The organism is Pseudoalteromonas sp. SCSIO 43088, from assembly GCF_023650795.1.
GTDB lineage: Bacteria > Pseudomonadota > Gammaproteobacteria > Enterobacterales > Alteromonadaceae > Pseudoalteromonas > Pseudoalteromonas shioyasakiensis.
Genome location: NZ_CP072675.1, coordinates 1,978,557 through 1,996,100, shown reverse-complemented (window position 1 = coordinate 1,996,100; position 17,544 = coordinate 1,978,557). Strand labels below are relative to the sequence as shown.

At 38.1% G+C, this 17,544-nt stretch carries 20 protein-coding genes and 1 pseudogene; 14 read left to right on the top strand and 7 right to left on the bottom strand.

Annotated elements, in window-relative coordinates:
* Positions 1–8 precede the first annotated feature (8 nt).
* Positions 9–422 carry a hypothetical protein gene (locus J8Z28_RS09305; RefSeq protein WP_250659295.1) on the top strand — a complete coding sequence of 138 codons (414 nt, stop codon included), beginning with the start codon at positions 9–11 and terminating at the stop codon, positions 420–422.
* Positions 423–612: 190 nt separating this feature from the next.
* Here J8Z28_RS09305 and gloA read toward each other — a convergent pair whose 3' ends face one another.
* Complete coding sequence (gloA, locus tag J8Z28_RS09300; protein WP_250659294.1) at positions 613–1,143, bottom strand: lactoylglutathione lyase; 531 nt, start codon at positions 1,141–1,143, stop codon at positions 613–615.
* A 186-nt stretch (positions 1,144–1,329) separates the two neighbouring features.
* Between gloA and J8Z28_RS09295 the strand changes: the two genes are divergently transcribed.
* A complete protein-coding gene (locus tag J8Z28_RS09295) occupies positions 1,330–1,569 on the top strand; it encodes a hypothetical protein (protein WP_250659293.1) in 240 nt (79 codons plus the stop codon).
* A gap of 198 nt (positions 1,570–1,767) precedes the next feature.
* On the opposite strand, the gene J8Z28_RS09290 is transcribed toward J8Z28_RS09295, so the two are convergent.
* From J8Z28_RS09290 to acuR, 3 genes are all read right to left on the bottom strand, one after another.
* Positions 1,768–2,184, bottom strand: coding sequence for a VF530 family protein (locus J8Z28_RS09290; RefSeq protein WP_250659292.1), 417 nt, complete (start codon positions 2,182–2,184; stop codon positions 1,768–1,770).
* Positions 2,185–2,274: 90 nt separating this feature from the next.
* Positions 2,275–3,267, bottom strand: coding sequence for an acrylyl-CoA reductase (NADPH) (gene acuI, locus J8Z28_RS09285; RefSeq protein WP_058585041.1), 993 nt, complete (start codon positions 3,265–3,267; stop codon positions 2,275–2,277).
* Between the two features lie 61 nt (positions 3,268–3,328).
* Positions 3,329–3,961, bottom strand: a complete 633-nt coding sequence (gene acuR / locus J8Z28_RS09280) for an acrylate utilization transcriptional regulator AcuR (protein ID WP_250659291.1) — start codon at positions 3,959–3,961, stop codon at positions 3,329–3,331.
* Between the two features lie 374 nt (positions 3,962–4,335).
* On the opposite strand from acuR, the gene rmf reads away from it, so the two are divergent.
* On the top strand, positions 4,336–4,506 hold the full coding sequence (rmf, locus tag J8Z28_RS09275; RefSeq protein WP_036968408.1) for a ribosome modulation factor: 171 nt from the start codon (positions 4,336–4,338) through the stop codon (positions 4,504–4,506).
* 78 nt (positions 4,507–4,584) lie between these two features.
* On the opposite strand, the gene fabA is transcribed toward rmf, so the two are convergent.
* The gene (fabA, locus tag J8Z28_RS09270; RefSeq protein WP_054553819.1) at positions 4,585–5,100 is read right to left on the bottom strand and encodes a bifunctional 3-hydroxydecanoyl-ACP dehydratase/trans-2-decenoyl-ACP isomerase; all 516 of its coding nucleotides are present in this window, start codon (positions 5,098–5,100) and stop codon (positions 4,585–4,587) included.
* Positions 5,101–5,307: 207 nt separating this feature from the next.
* Between fabA and J8Z28_RS09265 the strand changes: the two genes are divergently transcribed.
* From J8Z28_RS09265 to J8Z28_RS09250, 4 genes are all read left to right on the top strand, one after another.
* Positions 5,308–6,165: a 6-carboxytetrahydropterin synthase gene (locus J8Z28_RS09265; RefSeq protein WP_239963702.1), complete on the top strand. Its 858-nt coding sequence runs from the start codon at positions 5,308–5,310 to the stop codon at positions 6,163–6,165.
* Positions 6,158–6,976, top strand: a complete 819-nt coding sequence (locus tag J8Z28_RS09260) for a M23 family metallopeptidase (protein WP_054561503.1) — start codon at positions 6,158–6,160, stop codon at positions 6,974–6,976. Before J8Z28_RS09265 ends, J8Z28_RS09260 begins: the two co-directional genes overlap by 8 nt.
* Before the next feature lie 5 nt (positions 6,977–6,981).
* Positions 6,982–7,416, top strand: coding sequence for an acyl-CoA thioesterase (locus J8Z28_RS09255; RefSeq protein WP_054561502.1), 435 nt, complete (start codon positions 6,982–6,984; stop codon positions 7,414–7,416).
* Positions 7,417–7,560: 144 nt separating this feature from the next.
* Positions 7,561–8,475, top strand: a complete 915-nt coding sequence (locus J8Z28_RS09250) for an endonuclease/exonuclease/phosphatase family protein (protein WP_250659290.1) — start codon at positions 7,561–7,563, stop codon at positions 8,473–8,475.
* Here J8Z28_RS09250 and J8Z28_RS09245 read toward each other — a convergent pair.
* Positions 8,448–8,852, bottom strand: a complete 405-nt coding sequence (locus J8Z28_RS09245; protein ID WP_054561500.1) for a response regulator — start codon at positions 8,850–8,852, stop codon at positions 8,448–8,450. The two genes, J8Z28_RS09250 and J8Z28_RS09245, sit on opposite strands and share 28 nt — an antisense overlap.
* Positions 8,849–9,766, bottom strand: coding sequence for a glycosyltransferase family 2 protein (locus J8Z28_RS09240; protein WP_250659289.1), 918 nt, complete (start codon positions 9,764–9,766; stop codon positions 8,849–8,851). Before J8Z28_RS09240 ends, J8Z28_RS09245 begins: the two co-directional genes overlap by 4 nt.
* A gap of 220 nt (positions 9,767–9,986) precedes the next feature.
* On the opposite strand from J8Z28_RS09240, the gene J8Z28_RS09235 reads away from it, so the two are divergent.
* The 7 genes and pseudogenes from J8Z28_RS09235 to J8Z28_RS09205 all read left to right on the top strand — a co-directional run bounded on the left by J8Z28_RS09235 (position 9,987) and on the right by J8Z28_RS09205 (position 17,541).
* Complete coding sequence (locus tag J8Z28_RS09235; RefSeq protein ID WP_055021344.1) at positions 9,987–11,138, top strand: glycosyltransferase; 1,152 nt, start codon at positions 9,987–9,989, stop codon at positions 11,136–11,138.
* A gap of 9 nt (positions 11,139–11,147) precedes the next feature.
* Positions 11,148–12,566 carry a lipopolysaccharide biosynthesis protein gene (locus J8Z28_RS09230; RefSeq protein WP_250659288.1) on the top strand — a complete coding sequence of 473 codons (1,419 nt, stop codon included), beginning with the start codon at positions 11,148–11,150 and terminating at the stop codon, positions 12,564–12,566.
* Positions 12,550–13,915: pseudogene (locus J8Z28_RS09225) on the top strand (O-antigen ligase family protein). The gene J8Z28_RS09230 and the pseudogene J8Z28_RS09225 overlap by 17 nt, the downstream one beginning before the upstream one ends.
* Entirely contained in the window at positions 13,908–14,618 is a 711-nt protein-coding gene (locus tag J8Z28_RS09220; RefSeq protein ID WP_250659286.1) for an acyltransferase, read from the top strand. Before J8Z28_RS09225 ends, J8Z28_RS09220 begins: the two are co-directional and overlap by 8 nt.
* Complete coding sequence (locus J8Z28_RS09215; protein ID WP_250659285.1) at positions 14,615–15,751, top strand: glycosyltransferase; 1,137 nt, start codon at positions 14,615–14,617, stop codon at positions 15,749–15,751. Before J8Z28_RS09220 ends, J8Z28_RS09215 begins: the two co-directional genes overlap by 4 nt.
* 168 nt (positions 15,752–15,919) lie before the next feature.
* Positions 15,920–17,395: a GumC family protein gene (locus tag J8Z28_RS09210; RefSeq protein ID WP_250659284.1), complete on the top strand. Its 1,476-nt coding sequence runs from the start codon at positions 15,920–15,922 to the stop codon at positions 17,393–17,395.
* Positions 17,392–17,541, top strand: a complete 150-nt coding sequence (locus tag J8Z28_RS09205; protein ID WP_250659283.1) for a hypothetical protein — start codon at positions 17,392–17,394, stop codon at positions 17,539–17,541. Before J8Z28_RS09210 ends, J8Z28_RS09205 begins: the two co-directional genes overlap by 4 nt.
* Positions 17,542–17,544: the final 3 nt, after the last annotated feature.

Below are 17,544 nucleotides of genomic sequence, written 5' to 3'. Positions count from 1 at the left end.
GAATGCTAATGTCTAAAGTCCTTGTCGAGAATTTATATTATGATGGGCCAAGAGGGGGTATCACATCTATTGAGGGGAGACATTACAGGTTTGTTTCAGACTTCAATGATGACAGTGGTTTTACTGATGAGTTTTCTCTTTATTTAATATCAGAATCTGAACTTCAATTAGAGATTGAGCAATGGCAAATTTTTGTTAAATGGAATAAAAAATATCAGTCAGGTGAATTAAAAGCCGATAGTCATCCTGGGCATGGTGGTATATCTAAAAGATGGGATGAAATAGAGCAAGCTTTGGCAATTAACAGAAAAGATAAGTCAAACTTTAAATTTAAAGCTACAGCGACCTTTACCCCGAATGGTCAAGAACTGCAATATGATTTAAATGGCCCTTGTTATGATGTTACTTGGCACTTTCTTTAATTATAAGTGTATTTAAAAAACGATGGCTACTCGCTAAAAAATTACAGTGCTTTTTATTTATTCCAAATAAAAAGCTTCTTATAGAGCCTGACATTCACTTACTAATGCAAAACGTGCAAACACTGCCTACTAAAAACAAAAGCGTAAATTAAAATAACCTGCTAATTAGCAGGTTATTAACGGGGCAATCTTACTTGTGCTCTTCAATAATCTCAGTGATCCCCTCTGCCGAGAGAATCTCTATCCAATAACCATCAGGGTCTTTAATAAAGGCTAGGCCTTTCATAGAGCCATCGTCTGGTTTTTTGACAAACTCAACATCATATTTTACAAAACGCTCGCATGCTGCGTACACGTCTGGCACGCTAATACCGATATGACCAAAGCCTTTTGGTTCATCATTACCACTATGGTAACCAGCAAAACTGTCGTCGTTTTCTGTGCCCCAATTGTGTGTAAGCTCGATAAGAGCAGGGCGACGAAACACCCACTGTGCTTTTTCTTTATCTGTGCCTTTTGGTATTTCTTGCTCATAACCTAAAAAGTACAGCGTAAACTCCATTTTAGGGAAGTCATATTTACCCAGTAACTTCATGCCTAAAACGTTTTGGTAGAAATCTAAAGAAGGCTTTGGATCTTTAATGCGCAACATTGTTTGTTGCATCACGAAATCTTGCGTTGCATTTGCGATTTGTTCAGGTGATTCGTTGTAGTTAGACATACACATCCTTTTTTAATGACATTAATGATGATTAACTCAGTCTAACATATTCAAGTTACGCTTCGATTAATAACAGATAAACTATGAGCCCTTTGTACTATGGTAAGTTAAAAATCATGGTGCTATAAATTGAAGATAGGTAACGGAGTTTTTGAACTAACGCACAAATGGAATAGCGAGCACATTATGGAAGATTTGCAAAATAAAAGAAGCTTTTCACAACGGTTCTTAGGTGAATACGCCAGCACTCAAAAGGTTTTGTGGACTATGTCTATCTGTATCATTGCTTTTTTATGGTTGACACGTGAAGGTGGACTTTTTGACATGCTTATTGCTGGTGATTTCAACTCTGCTTTCTTGCTGACAATAATTGGTTATTTATCAGAATTTAGATATCGAATTATAAAAGAATCAAGAAATGATTGACGTATTTAGGTAACCCTTCAATTCTCAACTTGCTAACTTGCTAACTTGCTAACTTGCTAACTTGCTAACTTGCTAACTTGCTAACTTGCTAACTTGCTAACTTGCTAACTTGCTAACTTGCTAACTCAAATAAAAAACCGCCCTTAAAGGCGGCTTATTTCAACTAACAGCTAAAAGCTTATAGCTCAGAGCTAAAGCTTAATTACCCCAAGGATTACTCGCACTTGAACGTTGTTTACGGGTGCGGGCTTTTTGCTTGGCTTCTTTTTTAGCGTGAATACGTTTAGCGTCAGTAAAACTTAACTCACATGGTTCACCTGGTTTTTGATCAGCAGGGATCACACGATCGCGCGGCGGCAATTCATAGTTTACATCGTCTGGGCGTGGTAAATTTTTAAGACGATACAAATAAAAGTTTTCGACTTTTTCTTGAGCCCATTGGGTTTTACGTAAAAACTTAACCGCAGATTTTATATCAGGGTTATTCTTAAAGCAGTTCAAACGCATATAGGCGTGGAGTAATTCCCAGCAATATTGTTCGACAAGCTCTGTCACTACTTGCTCGATACCAACACCTTGCAGTGGGTTATTGCTGAAAATTTCTTTATTACTCATTAGACTTTCCGGTATTACAAAACTAGGGTAAGTATAATTGCCTTTACCCTAGTTTTATAGCTAACTTGCTAAGAATGTTTATATTCGAGCTTATTCTTTGCAATTAACTACTACACGGCCGCGAATTTCACCTTTTAATAGGGCTTCTGCATTTGCAACGGCTTCAGAAAGTGGAATTTCTTGCGAAATAGCATCGAGGTACTGAGCCTCAACTAACTCACTTAAACGTTGCCATGCTTCAATTCGGTCAGCTTTAGGGCGCATTACACTATCAATACCCATTAGGCTAATACCGCGAAGGATAAACGGAGCTACTGTTGCCGGAAAGTCCATACCTTGTGCTAAACCACACGCTGTTACAACACCACCGTATTTAATCGATGCACACACATTTGCAAGGGTGTGGCTACCCACAGAATCAATTGCGCCAGCGAATTGCTCTTTAGCGAGTGGTTTCCCAGGTGCTGAGAATTCTTCGCGTGATAAAACGCGTTTTGCGCCTAATTTTTCAAGGTGATCTGCTTCGTTCATTCGTCCTGTTGTCGCAACTACATCAAAACCTAGTTTATTTAATAAATAGATAGCAAAACTACCCACGCCGCCATTAGCACCGGTAACAAGAATTTCGCCACTTTGGGGTGTGATACCTTGTTTTTCTAAAGCGATGATACTCAGCATTGCCGTATAACCTGCAGTACCAATTTGCATAGCCTGTTTTGGTGTTAAATTAGCAGGGAGGGGGATGATCCAATCAGCACTCATAGACGCTTTTGAACTCAAACCACCTAGGTATTTTTCCCCAACACCAAAGCCATTTAACAGAACTTTATCACCTACTTTAAATTCATCGCTTTTAGAGTCTGTTACTGTACCTGCAAGGTCTATCCCGGGGATCATAGGAAATGTTCTTACTACTGGGCCTTTACCTGTAATGGCTAGGGCATCTTTGTAATTCAATGTACTGTAGTCAACATCAATATTTACATCTTGCTGGTGGATGCTTTCTACAGGAAAGTCTGTGTATTCGGCACGGTAGCCTTGATCATCTTTGTTGATAACTACCGATTTTACTGATGTTGTCATGTTGACTCCTTTTAGACCGATCGTCTTTTAATGGTTAAAATAAAACCGTATTTAAACGGCTTTATAAAATTAAGCGTAAAAATTGTGCTGTATAAAGGGTAAGCGGTTCACTTGATTTATCAAGTTTAGAGCGCATCACTGCGCCTTCCCAGCCAATCCAGAAGAACTCAGCAAGCATTTTGCAATCTGATGATTGAGGAATTTGCTTTTGCTTCTTAGCATCAACTAAGCATTGCTCGATTAAAGCTTGCCAGTTGGCGTAAGCCTGTTTTATGCGGTCAATCATAGGCTCATCAAGGTGACTGATTTCTTGGTTTAAATTACCTATTAAGCAGCCGCGTTTAAACTCAAACTTTGCCATGCCTTGTTTGGCGTCATTGGCAAATAGCACAATCCTCTCAAGAGGGGTTGTTGAATCGTTGTTTAGGTGGCGTTTTAACTTTGCCTGAAAATAGCTGTCGTAAGCATCAATGAGTGCTAAGCCAAAATCATTCTTACTTTTGAAGTAATGATAAAAAGAGCCCTTAGGTACCTGAGCTGATTTTAATATTAAATCAATGCCGGTTGCGCTAAAGCCTTTTTCGGTTAATACAACTAGCCCCGTATTAATCAAAAGGGCACGGGTATCTGCATTTGAACGCGCTATTTTTGGTGGCCTGCCACGACGGCTTGGCACAGAGTTATTTGTTTCCATACCGACTATATTAGACCGATCGGTTTTTAATATGCAAGCATTAAATTGACTAAATTGTATTCATCATAAATTTGTTATGATTACAATTTAATTGGGAACTTTGCAGAAAATGGCTTGGTCACAAATAATGAAGCTAGAAGAGCTGTATTGTTTTTAGCTGAATTTAAGTGTATTAATAGATGGTTTTAGTTGAAGAGGTACGACCACTTAGTCATTTAAAATGTTAATTCATTTGAGCATCAGCACGTTAGTTATTGTCAATTTATTTAATTGCTTTTTGCTATTTGAATTTAACAGTTTTATTAACTATTCATTAAATGTAGATGTCAATTTCGCTACATATCTATAAATATAAAAAGGTGAGGATATTACCTATGAAGAGACAGAAAAGAGATCGTTTAGAAAGAGCTCATTCTCAAGGTTATAAAGCAGGCTTGGCAGGCCGTTCCAAAGAACAATGCCCTTATCAACAAATCGACCCTAAATCTGAGTGGTTAGGTGGCTGGCGAGAAGCCATTGAAAACCGAAACATGTTTAAAACTTAATATAGGCACCTTATTTACGCAAAAAAGCCCCATTTAGGGGCTTTTTTGTATCTGCTATTTTGTATCTTAAATTAAAGATTAAAACGCAGATGTATCTTGGAAAAGACCTACTTTAAGATCTTTTGCTTCATAGATTACTCGGCCATCTACTTCTACAGTACCATCAGCCATACCCATGAATAATTTACGTTTAATAACACGCTTCATGTCTAAACGGTAAGTTACTTTTTTAGCTGTTGGCAAGATTTGACCTGTGAATTTAACTTCACCTACACCAAGTGCACGACCAAGACCTGGACCACCAGACCAACCTAGGAAGAAACCAACTAATTGCCACATAGCATCAAGACCAAGACAACCAGGCATTACTGGGTCACCTTTAAAGTGACAGTCGAAGAACCAAAGATCAGGGTTGATATCTAGTTCTGCAACGATCTGGCCTTTACCGTGCTCACCACCATCAGCAGTGATAGAGATAATGCGGTCCATCATTAGCATGTTGTCACTTGGTAAACGACAGTTGCCTTCACCGAACATTTCACCTTGACCGCAAAGGACCAATTCTTCTTTTGTATAGCTGTTTTTAGGTTCCATAACTCTCATTCATCGCTTAGAAATTGCCCCGTACTTTAGCGTACACTTGTACGCTAAACAACTCGGAGCAGTTAATTATTTGCTATTTTTAGCTTGTTTTATGACCATTTAATTAAACTGTCGCTGATAAAGGGAGATAAAACCGCGCATTGTGAAGTAAAAATCATTATAATTGCTGTGATTCTTTAACCAGTCTAAAGGAAATTTATGATCCTTTTTGTAAACTCACTGACAGTGATTGATTTTTCTTACTTGTGTAATAAACGCGGCGCAGTTGGCGAGAGCTGGATTGTGGATTTAACTCTGCACGGTCAATTAAATGATGAGTCGATGGTGCTTGATTTTGGCTTAGTTAAAAAGCAAATCAAGGGCATTATTGATAACTGTATCGACCATAAACTTGCTGTGCCAGCTTCTCTAAACGGTTCACTAAAACAGCATGCTGAGCACAGCGTGCTAGATTGTCACTTCGGTGATAATTATCACTTAGCTATGAGTGCTCCTAACCAAGCATACTGTTTAATCGATGCTGATGTTATTGATGAAAAATCTGTAACTGAGTTTTTAATTAAAACTATTATGCCTGAGCTCCCTAGCAACATCGAAAAGATTGAAATAAATTTATACCCAGAGCATAGCCAAAGTTTTTATTATCATTACAGCCATGGTCTTAAAAAGCACGATGGTAATTGTCAGCGTATTATTCATGGTCATCGCTCTCAGATTGGTATTAGCCTTGATGGTATGGCTATGCCTCGCTTACAAAAAGAGTGGGCAGATAAATGGGAAGACATTTATCTAGCAACAGCTGAAGATGAAATCAATAAATCAGACCTTAAGCATGTAACTGCACAAGAGAACGATGTGTGCTTTGCTTACACATCACAGCAGGGCTATTTTGAAATGGCGATAGACAAATCACGCTGCGACATTTTACCTTGCGATACTACGGTTGAGTGCATTGCAGACTACTTAAGTTCACAAGTTAAAAACCAATACCCTGATTCAGAAGTTAAAATTACAGCTTACGAAGGGGTTGGCAAGGGGTCAATCAGTTATGCGTAAAGGATTATTTATAGCAGCATTTGCAGGATTGTTTTCTTTAACTGCAAGTGCTGTTGAATTAAAAGGACATTTAACTCAAGGCGGTTTAGTAACAGGCCAAATTGATGGCGCTAAAAGTGTTAGCTTCAATGGTGAGCCTCTTAAACTTTCAACAAATGGTGAGTTTGTATTTGGCTTTGGTCGTGATGCCAAGACAAACCATAGCCTTTCTTGGGTTGATAGTGCTGGTGTAAGCCACGAACAAGCAATTGTGATCACTAAGCGTGATTACAAAATTGATAAAATCACCGGTGTAGCAAAAAAATATGTTTCGCCACCTAAAGAAGTGTCTGAGCGTATTAGCCGTGAAGCTGTAGCTGTACGTAAAGCTAGGCAAGTCAATTCTGACTTAAGGTACTTTTTAGACCCTGTTTATAAGCCGGCAACGGGGCGTATTTCTGGTGTTTATGGTAGCCAGCGTTACTTTAATGGTGAACCCCGCCGCCCGCACTTTGGTTTAGACATTGCTAATAAAACGGGTAGCCCAGTGTATGCACCAGTGAGCGGCACAGTTGTTTTTGCTGATGCTGACTTATATTACTCTGGTGGTACCCTGATTCTTGACCATGGCCATGGTGTTACCTCTACTTATATTCATTTAAGCAAATTAGATGTAAAAGTAGGTGACGAAATTAAGCGTGGCGATAAAATTGCCGAGATCGGTGCGACCGGCCGCGTAACTGGCCCACATTTAGACTGGCGTTTTAATTGGAAAAATGAACGCCTTGACCCTGCGCTAATGATGCAAGACACATTAGCTAATAAAAAGTAGAGACTATGACACAACAAATCGATCGTGACGCTATTATTGCAAAGCGTATTGCTGACTCAACAACGTCGGTAACAAAAACAGTTTTTCCTGGCCGTACTAACCACCACAATACTTTGTTTGGCGGTGACGCGTTGGCATGGATGGATGAAGTAGCGTTTATTGCTGCTACACGTTTTTGCCGTAAGCCACTTGTAACGATTTCGTCTGACCGTGTTGATTTTAAAGAGGCCATTCCGGCTGGTACATTTGCAGAGCTTATTTCTAAAGTTGTACACGTAGGTAATACTAGCCTTAAAGTAGATGTTGAAATCTTCTTAGAAACAATGCACAAAGACGATAAACACTTAGCTATTTCGGGTAGCTTTACGTTTGTTGCTGTTGATGATAACCACAGACCAACTCCGGTAGTGTGCGACAAAATGATCAACGGATTCGAATAAGACTTATAGTGAGTTTTAAATAAATTAAGTACCTTCGGGTGCTTAATTTAATACATAAAAAGAACACATCATACTATATTTGTTTTAAGCATATCTCAGCAAGGAACAAAATATGCAGCTATAAGTTATCAGAGGAGGGGAGCGATGCGTTTAATATTTTTATTCTGTTATATAGCTATATTAGTGTTAGCATTTAATCAATTCGATGGTTACTTGTTCGATTTGGCCGCCGCTTTACGAGGGTTGCTGATTGTATGTAGTTTTTTACCTGCATTTTTTTTGTTGTGGTGGAACAAAAAACTATCTCTCAGTTTAATTGCTCTAAGTATTTGCTTAGTACTATTTCATTTTAAACCTTACTCATCATCTGAAGCGACTCAAAACACAGATATCAAAATCGCCCAGGTAAATTTGCAATATAGTAACCCTAACTTAGCAAATATCATCACTAGCCAATTTATAAATGCGCAAAATGATATCTTAGTACTGTTTGAATTCAATGATACGCATCGGCATGTGCTTGATGAGCTAAACTCGAAATATCATTTATTTGGTTATGCTGAAGTTGAAGGGGCGCCATTTGGCATTATTGTTCTATCAAAACTTCCAATCGTACAAAGGCAAATTAAACGCTTTGATAATCCCAAACTTGGCTACGTAAAGCTTAGTTTTTTACATGATAACGTTATGTTAAATAGTATGTTTTTACATCCTCCATCACCTAGAACTCAAAGTTTGTGGAATCAGAGAAACTTAGTTTTAAGTGAAGTCGCTACAGAAATTAAAAAGTTAAAGGGGAGTTGGTTAGTTGCTGGTGATTTTAATACAGTACCTTGGTCACGATACTTTATGAGTATTAAAAGCAGTTGTTTTAATCACGCAGGTTTTTATACATCTTGGTCTTTAAAAAACCAGCTAAGTGATTTAAAAGTTTTGGGTTTACCAATAGATCATTGTTTAGTGAGTGAAGATGTTTCTTTATCTAATGTTGGTGTTAACTCAGTAAACGGCAGCGACCACAAACTGCTGCACTATGAACTCACATTTTCTACGCATTGATTAAATTTAAGGTGACTATTTTCAATTAATATATCAACCAGCATAGTTAGCTCAAAGTTATCCCAAGGTTTTGCGGTAATCATATTAGCTATATTATTGTTAAGCGCACTTTTAGAAGCTTCTAGCTCTGCATAGCCGGTAATCAAAAGGCGAGAGCAGTTCGGCTGTAGCAATTTAATGTCCTCTAAAACAGCAAAACCACTGATTGCAGGCATCAACAGATCACAAATGACTAAACTAATTGGGTTCTGTTTCGCATACTCAATTGCCGATAGAGGGTCGCTGAAACAAATTACATGGTTATTAGTACCTAATAATCGTTTTAGCGACCTTAAAATTGCTTCATCATCATCGATGATTACAATGTTTTTTCTCATGAATGTGCTCCAAATAAGTGCTTCAAGTCATAGAGCATATGTTTAAAGTTTCGTTTATGAGGGAATAGCCAAAAGGCTCTATTTGAGTACATAAGAGCTTTTGAATAGTGACCAAGTTCACGATAGAACTCGCCATAACATTCACTTAAACGTGCTTTGATTTTTTTAAGTTCATTGTTTGATACAACAGATTGGTTACGATTAATAATTTCAACCATAGCCGCTAGTCTATTTTCTCTATTTGATGTTATAGAGTTAGCACGCATTAGATAGTGCATTGCACACAGCGTTGAATAACCTACATAACCTTTTTTTGCTATTTTTAACCAGCAATCTAAATCGGTAGCGCTACTTAACTTATTGTCAAAACCACCCACATCAACAATGGTTGAACGTTTAACCATGACCGACGATGTGCCAACGATATTGGTTGTGATCATTTGGCTTATTGGATTATCTAGAAACTGGAAGTCTGTGTTTTCTTTATTGCATTTAAATTCGGGCCAATAATCAAAACAGCCAATTATATCTTCGTTGTTTTCATTAAAATGCATGTAGTCAGTAAAACTTAAAACACAGTCTGGATGTTTTTTATGAAATGCTAACTGAGCTGCAAGTTTATCGGCTGACCAATAATCATCGGCATCTAAAAAAGCTAAGTACTCTGATTTTGCTTGTGTAATTGCAAGGTTACGAGCAGCGACAACGCCTTTTCTTTGTTGGCTATAGATGCGTACCTCACTCTTGTCAACAGCAAGTTGCTCAAGGTATTCTTTACTGCCATCTGTAGAGCCATCATCAACAATAATGATTTCAAAATTTACACTTTTTTGCTGGTAAATGCTGTTAATACAGGTATCTAGATACTGCAAACAGTTGTAGTTAGGAATGATAATACTGACTTGGCTGTTCATAATATGCTCCAATAGCATTTCTTCACGTAGTAAAGGATACGCAATTTAGACGCCAGCTTTAAATCTGTATTTTCTGTGAAATTACTCAGCCTTTTCTCTTTGTGCGTTGCATTTTGCAAATCTTCGGTAATTTTTTATCTCAATTCGGGAATATTTCGGTTTTTTTGCTGGGTATGGAACTTGCCATAGCTCTTATAACAGTTTTTATAGGAGCGTTTTTATGAAGCACATTGCTATTTTGGTTCCAAGCTTTCCAATTGCATCTGAAACATTTGTTGTAACGGAAATTAAAGCTCTTCTAAATGCAGGGCATAAGGTGACAGTTCTTACATTTGAAAAAACCAGTGTCATGATTAACTTAACCAGTGCCATTGAAGTTAAAAAAATCACTAAGCCTGCTTTTAAATCAATCTTACCTTCTATGTTGAACATTTATAAGTTAGCAAGGGCAACGCATACTGCAGCTCAATTTAAATCAATTTCAACACAATCCTTGCTTGCTTATGGTTATCAAATTGCACGTTATATAAAAGCTGCAAAGATAGATCATTTACATTGCCATTTTATGCATGGGCCTCTTGCATACGGTATCGTTGCGGCAAAACTTGCTGACATTACAGTATCTTCTATTGGTCATGGCCATGATGTTTACGTAAACAACGCAGACTTAAAACCTAAATTAGCTCTTTGTGATTTTTCAATAGCAGTTTGTGAAGAAATGGCTATGCAATTTAAACGCTTTTCGAAGAGCAATGTTAAATTGTTGCATTGTGGTATCGATACTAGCCAATTTAAGTTTGTACCATCGTCCCTAAATGAATCTGTTCGTTTAATTTTTATCGGTCGTCTAGTCGAAAAGAAAGGGCTGCAATTCCTATTACCGGCACTTAAGCATATTCCAAAAGAGTTTGGTATAACACTAGATATAGTAGGGGACGGGCCAATGCTTAACGATTTAATGTATATGGCTGAAGAGCTTGGTATTCGTAAATCTATCCGTTTTCTAGGTGAAAAACCTCATGATTGGGTTAGCTCAAACCTGATTTACTATTCTGCGCTTATCGCGCCTTTTTGTGTCGCAGAAAATGGCGACCGTGATACAGGCCCGTTAGTTTTAAAAGAAGCCATGGCTTGTGGCCTTCCTGTTCTCACTACCACCTTAATGGGAGCAAACGAAATTGTAACCCCAAGTGTTGGTATGAAATGTATGCCAGGTAGTATCTCAGGACTCAGCAAAATGCTTTATAAATTTCACCAATTATCTCCACATAAGCGTTATCTACTTGGTCAAAATGCTAAGCAACATGTAAACGAGCATTACAACGCAGTTAAGCAAGCTCAGCAACTTTCCAAGTGGGTTGAATCTTTATAGGGAGGTTTTATGAGTAACTTAAAACAAATTGGTTACTTTGCTTTAGCTATTTTTGCAGTAAAAGGGTTTGGCTTTTTACTTTTACCAATTACAACTCGCTTTTTAGAAAAGAGCGAGTTTGGTGAACTGAACTTTTTGGTGACCATGTCAGCGCTATGCTCTTTAGTGGTTTCTCTTGGTTTACCTGAGCTACTACTAAAACAACAGTACCCATCTTTTCGTGAAAAAATGGCGTTATTTAGAGACTCTCTGGTATTAACAATCTGCTTTAGTGCGCTTTTTTTAGGCTGTAGCTTTATATTTAGCGAGCAAATTATTGCAACCTTACCTGCGCAAATAAAGGTGATTGATTTTAGGTTACTTATTTTAAATTTAACTTTTGCCTCGGTACTTGCTATCCCGTACACCTACTACCGGTTATTTGATTACGCGCAAAAGTATTGTTTTTATACTATTGCGCATGCTGTCATACAAACTTGTTTAACAATCACTTTGTTAGTACTTGGTTTTAATGTAACCGGTGTAATGGTTTCAGGTGTTGTCTGCACGTTCATTATTATGTGTTTAACCTTAAGTGATATGCGAAGTGCACTTAAAGTGAGCTATTCTCGCTTTAGCTGGAGAATAAAAAAATCACAGACTGTATTCTTAACTTCAATTATCGCATCAGGTTTGTTTGTTTATGCCGGTAATGGGGCTGAAAACTGGTTTATCGTTGCCGAATTTAACGAGAGTGTTTTAGCGAGTTATTACGTTGCAGCGCAATTTGCCATTATAACTTCGTTCACATTTGAGCCGATTAGGCTTTGGTGGTTCGCCAAACGTTTTAGCTTAATTAAGCAAGATAAAACGCAATATCAAAATTATGCAATAACCTCATTAAATGCAGGCTTAGCTATGTGTGTTTTAATGAGTTTACTGGCACCAATCGCTTTAAACTCAGTACTTCCTGCTGAATACCATGGCAAAGATAGCTGGCTGATTCTGTTGATTATTGTTGTTGCCATACGCCATCACAGCGATATTTTTAATATTGGTTGCTACATGCATAAAAATGGTGTGTTTGTATCAATTATAAATTTCTTTACGGCACTTTTAGGCCTTAGCCTGCTGTACTTTTTAGTGCCAAAACTTGGTGTTGAAGGCGCTATTTTGGCGCTAATCATTATGCAAAGTTTTAAATTAGTTTGCCTTTACTCAGTTAGTCAGCATTTCGAACCTCTAAAGCTAAATTTTGCAGCATTAATACCAAGCTGGTTAGCATTAGGCTCTATAACACTGATCACTTTACAGTTTAGCGAACTAAGTTTGGCTAAATGGATTGTATGTTTTATCTATATTGTTGGTTTGGCTTATCAATATAGAGCACTAATTAAGCAAGTGATAAAAAGCTTAATTAAGGAGCATCACTATGCTCAATTACTATAAACAAAATCAGTTATTCATTAATGGCATTTTAGTAACCTTACTTGTGGTTGTTACCTATTGCCATTTTGGGCCCAATAGCAGTATTTGCATTGCTGCTATTACCTTTTGCCGCTTTCACTGCAGTAGAGGTAAGTGTGGCTTTTATAATTTTGTTTATTTTATTTAGCTACTTTAGATTACACGAAGCTTTTCCTTTTTTAATGCCTTTTAAAATTCCTAAGTTACTCGCGCTTGCGTCGCTATTGGGAATAGCTTGGCACCTGTTTATCTCACAAAAATTAAAGCCACATTGGCATACCAATCATCTGATATTTTTTGTTTGGTTTATTTGGCTGACTGTTTGCGTTTTTAGTGCCTCAAATCGGGGTTTAGCGATGGAGTACTGGTCAGGTGTACTAACAAAAGTACTCATTATGGTATTTGCAATCTCGTGGTGGATGAGCACATTAAAGCATTTTAATGTGGTTAGAATTGGCATCATGATCTCAGGTGCCGCCATTGCTTTAGTTGCCCTGAGTAACAAAATGAATGGTATTGGCCTAGTAGAAGGTACCCGCGTCACTATTTCGCGAGAACTTCGCTCACAACTTGGTGATCCTAACGATTTATCACTTGTAATGATGTTTCCCGTGTCTTTTTTAGCTGCTGAAGTATTTGATTCAAGTGCCCATAAATTTAGACGCATCATTGCATTTATTTGCTTAGTTATCGCAATCAGCGGTGTCATTGCAACACAAAGCCGAGGCGGCTTACTTGGCATTGCTGCTGTACTTAGTTTCTTTATTTATCAGAAAGTTAAAAATCCTGTTGTGGTCGGCTGCATTGGTGCTGTGGGCATGTTAGCCATGGTTGCTTTTGCAGGTATTGCAGATAGGCAAAGTGGCGGCTCCCATGAAGGTGGTGTTGATGAATCTGCTATGGGTCGTATTTACGCATGGCAAGCTGCAATAAATATGGCGATACATAATCCATTAACAGGGGTTGGGGTTAATAACTTTGTCGTTAATTACTATTTTTATAGCCCACATTGGGATGGCAAGAATCATGCAGTACACAGTACATGGTTTCAGGTATTAGGTGAAACAGGCATCGTAGGAATATGCATTTTTGTGCTTGTGATTGCCTGTATTTATCGCACCTTAAACCGTGTGTTTTTAATAAATAAACAGATTAATGACAAACAAATAGATGTGAATGCTAAAGCTCTAAAGGGCGGCCTAATTGGCTTTATGGTGTCAGGAACCTTTTTAACTCAGGCATTTACATGGCCTATTTATATCATTCTTGCTTTAACCATTGCCTTAGAAAAGCTTGTAATTGATAGACAAAAGGAGACCTCACATGAGTGAAAATATTAAACAATGGCTTAAATCAAGTCACAGCCCATTTGCAAAATCGCTTTTTCAATTTGCGAAATCGATTCGCAATCCGCAAATGTGGGTGATCCCAGGTATTCATTCATTTATATATAAACTGCATTTATTGGTTAAAACTTTAGTGAGTGAGCTAGGGCGCATTTTTTATTACACACCACTATTTAAAAGCCAAATTAAAGGTTCAAAAGCAAATTTATTCCTGTATTCTGGCATGCCGCAAATATTAGGAAAACTTGAAATTAGCTGTAATGACAACACGCGAATTAGTGGCATCAGCACTTTTTGTGGGCGTAGTCATGGTAATTACACACCCAAACTGATTATTGGCAGTAACGTGGATATTGGTTGGCAAAATGCGTTTTCAGTTGGCCGTAAAATTATTTTAGAAGATGATGTTCGCCTTGCAGGACGGGTATTTTTAGCTGGCTTTCCTGGTCACCCTCTAAACTCTGCACGACGTGCTTTAGGTGAGCCTGATGACGAGTCACAAGTTGGCGATATCATTATCAAACAAGGCGCTTGGATAGGCACCGGCGCAACTGTGCTTGCAGGTGTAACAATAGGCGAGGGTGCTATAGTTGCTGCAAGCGCGGTAGTTACTAAAGATGTCCCAGCAAATACTATTGTTGCTGGCAATCCAGCAAAAATTGTTAAACAGCTGGAGGGGACGCTATGAAATTTATTGTATTCGGTGAAGACTGGCAAAGTCACCCAAGTAGTACACAGCACCTATTTAAACAACTATCAAAACAACATCATGTTATTTGGATTAACTCGATTGGTATGCGAAAACCAACATTTCGCTTGATTGATGTGAAACGAGTTTTTAATAAATTAAAAAGCCTTTTTTTATCAAAGCGCACAGGGTCAAATGCTAAAACAACGAATACTAGCCAAAACATTAATTTAACATCACACACATTAGCGGTTTTACCCTGGCACGATAACGTTATAGTAAGGCTATTTAATAAATGGATTTTTAATCGAAAAGGTTTCATAGATGATGAGCCAATTGTTTATTGGCTTAGTGTGCCTACTGCAATTAGTCTAATTTCACCGCGAGAGCAAGATAAGGTAATTTATTATTGTGGTGATGACTTCTCTGCACTTGCGGGGGTTGATCATAAAATGGTCGCGCCTTTTGAAAGTGACCTTATCGAAAAAGCTGACACCATCTATGTTGTGAGTGAGTTTCTTGCCAACAAAATGCCGAAATCTAAAGTTAAAATGCTTTCTCATGGTGTCGATTTAGAGCTTTTTACCACGCAAACCACAAAAGCCGTTGAACTTGAGCAAATAAGCAAACCAATTATTGGTTTCTATGGTTCCTTGAATGCTTGGCTTGATAAAGCCTTATTGTTAAGGCTAGTTAAAGATAGGCCTGAGTATCAATTAGTATTGATAGGCCACCTTGTCGAAGACTTTTCTGATCTACTCAAGTTAGACAATGTAACCCATATACAGGCTGTAGAGCATGATCGTTTAGCTTCATTTTCTCAGCATTGGCAGGTATCTATCTTGCCATTTGTTGATAATGAGCAGATCAGGGCCTGCGATCCACTTAAATTAAAAGAATACATAGCCACAGGCACACCAATTGTGACAACACGCTTTGCTGCGGTTAATCCGTACCAAGAGACCATATTAATAGCAGACAACCACCAGGGCTTTATTGAGCGATTAGACTATGCTGTAAGCCTAAGTAAATCAAACAACTTAAATTGGCGAGCCAACCAATCTCAGCAGGCAAGTGATCATAGCTGGCAAGCAAAAGCCAAGCTAGTCTGTAAACAACTTAGGTTTTGCTAAATAAACCTTTCAACCCAAAGCCGCATCTTGTATCGCTACAAGATGCGGCTTTTTCATTTTGGCTCATTAACTGCAATTAACTAACTATCTATAGAAATCTCGGTTGTTTTTATCAATTTGCAAATTAAAACCGAGCAATTTCGCAAAATGCAAAGCAAAAGGTAAAGTATGTTAGTTAAAGAGCAGATCAAACGGTTAATTTATTTAGGGCTTTATGCGCTTTACACGCGTATTAAGCTCTTTATTATTCCGTTTTGCATTGTGCCAATCGTCGTCATTGCACTTGGTTTATCTGCTCAAAAACAATATACCAATCACGCTACCATCTTAATTGAAGAGTCAGCACTACTTAATCCTTACTTAGATGATCTGTCTTTCTCGTTTCAGCTTTCTGACCGTATGGCAGCACTGCGTACCTTAGTTATCAGCCGCAAGGTACTTATTGCAGTAGCAAAAGAAACCCAATTAATAGCTGAAGATGCTACGTCAAAGCAAGTTGAAGAAATCCATCAAAAACTATCTAAAGCGTTATCACTTTCGTTAATTGGTGATGAGCTGGTCCGCATAAACTTTATTTGGCATGACCAATCACAAATGAAGCCAGTGCTTGAAAAGGTGGTAGAAAAATTTATTGAACGTTTATTAGCACCAACAAAGGCATCACTTGATACTTCTGAGCAGTTTTTCTTTAAGCAGCTGGATAGTTTACGCGAAGAACTTGAGTTATCTGAAGAGGCACTTGCTGATTTTAAAACCAAAAACAGTAACACCTTACCCGATGTTTTACATAGCAATCGCCAAACCTTCGACAGCTTACTAAGTGAAAAGCAACAAAAGCTGATTGCTCTTTCAGGGGCTAAAGCAAAACTGAATGCCTTAGTGAGTAAAGTAGGGCAAGCCAATCCAATTTTAGGCAATTTAGAAGAAAAGATAATTCGTACTGAATCAGAGTTAAGTCTTTTGAGAACACGCTATACCGATAAACATAGCAAAATTATCGAGAAAAAACGCACCCTTGCAAATTTAAAAAGCCGCCAACAGGCGCTGTTAGCATCTAGTGAAGAGCTAGACACAACGAATCTTGATCAGTTATGGCAAATGGTTAATACGCTTCCTTCTGGTGATGGTAAAGAGAGCAGCGTTTTAGTTTCACAACTTCTTGCGCTTGAAGAGGCCCGTAATAATTTACTTCAGCAAGAACAAGAATTTGCAATGCTCGAAGAGCAAGTTCAGCTTGTCAGTGAACGTCTGTTAGTTACCAGTGATGTAGAAAAACAATTACGTAAACTAGAGCGTGATTACGATGTTAAACAGTCACTTTATAAAGACATGCTGAGCCGTTACGAAATGGCCAAAGTTACGGGCAAATTAGTTAAATACGAAGGACCTGACAAAGTTAAAACTATCGAGCGAGCTTATAGCCCAACACAACCTATCAATACCTCAATGCTGATGACCGTTATCGTTGGCATTGTGCTTGGGATTTTCACAGGTAGTGCAAGCGTATTTGTTGCTGCACTTTGTGACAGTCACTTAAAAGATATTAAAACCATCGAAAAACTTACCAGCGCAGAGGTGGTAACAGTACTTCCTATCGTCAATGCCGAAACTAACTTCGGTAATATTGAAGGAGATAAATCATGAATGTCATGCACTTAGTTCAACACCTACAAGTAGGTGGCCTAGAAAAAATGGCAATTACTTTACTCAAAAATAGTCAATTTAGTAGCTCGAGTATTATTGTTTCTCTTGAAGGAAACAGGCAATCTGCGTTTGAGCAATGGCCATAGCTT

Excerpts from the sequence above, each read along its gene's own strand:
- J8Z28_RS09240 (WP_250659289.1), bottom strand. The coding sequence starts at position 9,766 with ATGAACAGCCAAGTCAGTATTATCATTCCTAACTACAACTGTTTGCAG.
- gloA (WP_250659294.1), bottom strand. The coding sequence starts at position 1,143 with ATGTCTAACTACAACGAATCACCTGAACAAATCGCAAATGCAACGCAA.
- acuI (WP_058585041.1), bottom strand. The coding sequence starts at position 3,267 with ATGACAACATCAGTAAAATCGGTAGTTATCAACAAAGATGATCAAGGC.
- J8Z28_RS09295 (WP_250659293.1), top strand. The coding sequence starts at position 1,330 with ATGGAAGATTTGCAAAATAAAAGAAGCTTTTCACAACGGTTCTTAGGT.
- J8Z28_RS09230 (WP_250659288.1), top strand. The coding sequence starts at position 11,148 with ATGAGTAACTTAAAACAAATTGGTTACTTTGCTTTAGCTATTTTTGCA.
- J8Z28_RS09205 (WP_250659283.1), top strand. The coding sequence starts at position 17,392 with ATGAATGTCATGCACTTAGTTCAACACCTACAAGTAGGTGGCCTAGAA.
- J8Z28_RS09220 (WP_250659286.1), top strand. The coding sequence starts at position 13,908 with ATGAGTGAAAATATTAAACAATGGCTTAAATCAAGTCACAGCCCATTT.
- J8Z28_RS09255 (WP_054561502.1), top strand. The coding sequence starts at position 6,982 with ATGACACAACAAATCGATCGTGACGCTATTATTGCAAAGCGTATTGCT.
- J8Z28_RS09265 (WP_239963702.1), top strand. The coding sequence starts at position 5,308 with ATGATCCTTTTTGTAAACTCACTGACAGTGATTGATTTTTCTTACTTG.
- J8Z28_RS09260 (WP_054561503.1), top strand. The coding sequence starts at position 6,158 with ATGCGTAAAGGATTATTTATAGCAGCATTTGCAGGATTGTTTTCTTTA.
- acuR (WP_250659291.1), bottom strand. The coding sequence starts at position 3,961 with ATGGAAACAAATAACTCTGTGCCAAGCCGTCGTGGCAGGCCACCAAAA.
- J8Z28_RS09235 (WP_055021344.1), top strand. The coding sequence starts at position 9,987 with ATGAAGCACATTGCTATTTTGGTTCCAAGCTTTCCAATTGCATCTGAA.
- J8Z28_RS09290 (WP_250659292.1), bottom strand. The coding sequence starts at position 2,184 with ATGAGTAATAAAGAAATTTTCAGCAATAACCCACTGCAAGGTGTTGGT.
- rmf (WP_036968408.1), top strand. The coding sequence starts at position 4,336 with ATGAAGAGACAGAAAAGAGATCGTTTAGAAAGAGCTCATTCTCAAGGT.
- J8Z28_RS09215 (WP_250659285.1), top strand. The coding sequence starts at position 14,615 with ATGAAATTTATTGTATTCGGTGAAGACTGGCAAAGTCACCCAAGTAGT.
- J8Z28_RS09245 (WP_054561500.1), bottom strand. The coding sequence starts at position 8,852 with ATGAGAAAAAACATTGTAATCATCGATGATGATGAAGCAATTTTAAGG.
- J8Z28_RS09250 (WP_250659290.1), top strand. The coding sequence starts at position 7,561 with ATGCGTTTAATATTTTTATTCTGTTATATAGCTATATTAGTGTTAGCA.
- J8Z28_RS09305 (WP_250659295.1), top strand. The coding sequence starts at position 9 with ATGTCTAAAGTCCTTGTCGAGAATTTATATTATGATGGGCCAAGAGGG.
- J8Z28_RS09210 (WP_250659284.1), top strand. The coding sequence starts at position 15,920 with ATGTTAGTTAAAGAGCAGATCAAACGGTTAATTTATTTAGGGCTTTAT.
- fabA (WP_054553819.1), bottom strand. The coding sequence starts at position 5,100 with ATGGAACCTAAAAACAGCTATACAAAAGAAGAATTGGTCCTTTGCGGT.